At 72.4% G+C, this 2,895-nt stretch carries 4 protein-coding genes; 1 reads left to right on the forward strand and 3 read right to left on the reverse strand.

Features of this window, described 5'->3' with window-relative positions:
• The first annotated feature begins 96 nt into the window (after nucleotides 1-96).
• Entirely contained in the window at nucleotides 97-522 is a 426-nt protein-coding gene (gene dtd / locus H5J29_RS27590) for a D-aminoacyl-tRNA deacylase (protein ID WP_181783916.1), read from the forward strand.
• A gap of 69 nt (nucleotides 523-591) precedes the next feature.
• Here the strand turns inward: dtd and H5J29_RS27595 are convergent, their stop codons facing one another.
• From H5J29_RS27595 to H5J29_RS27605, 3 genes are all read right to left on the reverse strand, one after another.
• Entirely contained in the window at nucleotides 592-867 is a 276-nt protein-coding gene (locus H5J29_RS27595; protein WP_181783917.1) for a hypothetical protein, read from the reverse strand.
• Nucleotides 868-940: 73 nt separating this feature from the next.
• Complete coding sequence (locus tag H5J29_RS27600; protein WP_181783918.1) at nucleotides 941-1,354, reverse strand: helix-turn-helix domain-containing protein; 414 nt, start codon at nucleotides 1,352-1,354, stop codon at nucleotides 941-943.
• Nucleotides 1,355-1,404: 50 nt separating this feature from the next.
• Nucleotides 1,405-2,895 (reverse strand): PHA/PHB synthase family protein (locus H5J29_RS27605; protein WP_181783919.1); only part of this gene is annotated, 1,491 nt, incomplete at its 5' end.

A 2,895-nucleotide genomic window follows, 5' to 3' on the forward strand; every position in this document is an offset into this window, starting at 1 on the left:
GCTGTCCTTCGCCCACGACCGGCCGGTCGACGCACTCGTCCAGGCCGCCCTGCCCGCCGTCCGGGAGTTCGTGCGACACGGCGTGCTGGTCCCCGCGTGAGGGCGGTGGCGGCGCGCGTCCGCGGCGCGTCCGTCGAGGTCGAGGGCCGCGTCGTCGGCGCGATCGAGGGCGAGGGGCTGCTCGTCCTGCTCGGCGTCACCCACGGGGACGGCCCCGAGGACGTCGAGCGGATGGCCCGCAAGCTCTGGGAGCTCCGGCTGCTCGCGGGCGAGCGGTCCTGCGCCGACGCGGGCGCGCCGCTGCTGGTCGTCAGCCAGTTCACGCTCTACGGCGACACGCGCAAGGGCCGTCGCCCGAGCTGGACGGCGGCGGCCCGGCCCGAGGAGGCCGCCCCGCTGGTCGACGCCGTGGTCGCGGCCCTGCGGCAGCGCGGCGCGCACGTCGAGACCGGGGTGTTCGGGGCGGACATGAAGGTCGCCTCGGTGAACGACGGCCCCTTCACGGTGCTCGTCGAGACGTGACGGGGCGACGCCGAGGCCTCCCCGTCGTCGTCCGCGACGGCACCCGGCGTCCCGGGCTCGTGCGCCCGGTCAGCTCTTGGTGGTGCGGACCTTCTCGCCGACCTCGGCCGCCTTCTCGACGACCTGGACGCCCGCGTCGAGCACGCCCTTGGCGAAGTCCCGCTGCACCGCGAGGACCTTCTCGGCGGCGGTGAAGCCGCTGTCGAGCAGGCCGCGCGCGTCCTCGGCCGTGGGGCGGAACGTGGCGAACGAGCCGAGCGCGTCCGTCCAGGTGTCGAGCGCGCCGCTGACGGCCTCCTGGCCGCGCTTGGCGAAGTCGGTGATGCGGTCGCCGGTGCCTGCCATGGTGAAACCTCCGTGTGTGGCTGCGGTGCTACCGAAACTACGCACGGGCGTTAAGTATGTCAAGCACGGCTGTTCAGGAGTCCAGGAAGCTCCGGTAGACGCCGATGATCGCGGTCTTCTGCTCCTCGGTGAGCCGGGTCTCCGCGCGCACCGCCTCCTCCACGGAGGAGGGCCCCGCGGGCCGCGGGCGAGGCTCGGGCTCGGGTGCGGTGCTCGCGTCCCAGCCCGCCTGTCGGAGCAGCTGCTCGGTGTTGAGGTGCAGGGCGTCCGCGATGGAGTGCAGGACCTTCAGCGAGGGCTGGTGCAGGCCACGCTCGACCTGGCTCAGGTAGGCGTTCGAGACCCGCGTCATCGAGGCCATCTCGCGCAGCGAGAGCTTGGCCATCTGGCGCTGGGCGCGGATGAACCCGCCGAGCGCGTTGACCTGGTCCGACCACCCACCGTCTCGCGCCCGGTCCTCCGTCGGCCCGGCACCACCCGTCGTCATGGACACAGTGTCCCGGATCGGACGGGCGGAGGCCCACACACCCGGGTCGATCAGTCCCGTACGACGTACTCCCCCGGCGCGTCGCCGAGGACCGGCAGCTCCGCGCAGCCGAAGTCCGGCGGGGTGCGGAGGTCGCCCGCCCGCTCGGTGACCCACGGCGCCCAGTCCTCCCACCAGCTCGCCCGGTGCTCGGTCGCGTCGTCCCGCCAGTCCTGCGACCGCGCGGGCAGCTCCGAGGTCTCGGTGAACCAGTGCCGCGACTTGGGCGACGGCGGGTTCACCACCCCGGCGATGTGCCCGGAGTTGGAGAGCACGAACCGCACCGTGCCGCCGAGCCTGCGGGCCCCGGTGTACACGCCCTCCCAGGGCGCGATGTGGTCCCGCTCGGCGGTGATGACGTAGGCGTCCTGGCGCACCTCGCCCAGGTCCAGCCGCTCCCCCGCCAGCTCGAGCTTGCCCTCGGCCAGCTCGTTGCGCAGGTAGTGGGTGCGCAGGTACTCCGTCTGCATCTCGGCGGGCATCCGGGTGGAGTCGCCGTTCCACGTGAGCATGTCGAACGGGATCGGCTCACCGCCCTGGTGCCAGTTGTTGCCGACGTAGTTCCACATCAGGTCGGTGGGGCGCAGGAAGTCGAAGGTGCGCTTCATGCTGGCGGCGGGCAGGTAGCCGTCCTTGGCCATCACGCGCTCGAGCCGGTCGACGGTGGGCTCGTCCACGAACACGCCGAGCATCCCGGGCCTGGTGTAGTCCAGCAGCGTGTTCATCAGGGTCAGCGAGTTGACCCGGTCCTCACCGCGGGCGGCGAACCAGGCGACCATCGACGCGGCGATCGCGCCACCGAGGCACAGACCCGCGACGTTCACCTTCTCCGCCCCGGTGATCCGCTGGACGGCGTCCATCGCCGCGACCGGACCCTCGCGCAGGTAGTCGCTCATCGTGAGGTCGCGCAGCGACGAGTCCGGGTTGCGGTAACTGATCATGAAGACCGTGTGCCCGTGCCGGACCGCCCACTCCACCAGGCTGCGGTCGGGGGCGAGATCCATGATGTAGAACTTGTTGATCCACGGCGGGCTCATGAGCAGCGGGATCGCGCGGACCTTGGGGGTCTGCGGCGCGTACTGGATCAGCTCGATCAACCGGTTGCGGAACACGACCTTGCCCGCGGTGGCGGCCAGCTCGTGACCCACCCGGAACTCCCCCGGGGTGAACTGGCGCGGCATGCCGCCGTTCTGCACGACGTCCCGCAGGGTGTTGCGCACCCCGCGCACCAGGCTCCGACCGCCCGTCTGGACGGCGCGCTGCACCAGCGCGGGGTTGCTCGCGGGCCAGTTCGGCGGCGCGGCGGCGGCCACCACCTGCTCGCGCAGGAAGTCGATCTTCCGACGCGCGGTCGGGTCCAGCTCGATCGCGGCGGTCAGCTCGGCGAGCCGGTCGGCGAGGAGCGCGTGCTGCTGGCGGCACAGCCAGTACCAGGCGTTCTCCTCCCAAGCCGGGTCCTTGTAGCGGGGGTCCTTCTCCGGCACGACGGCCGGTCCGGCGGC

The organism is Pseudonocardia pini (genome assembly GCF_013870575.1).
Lineage (GTDB): Bacteria > Actinomycetota > Actinomycetes > Mycobacteriales > Pseudonocardiaceae > Pseudonocardia > Pseudonocardia pini.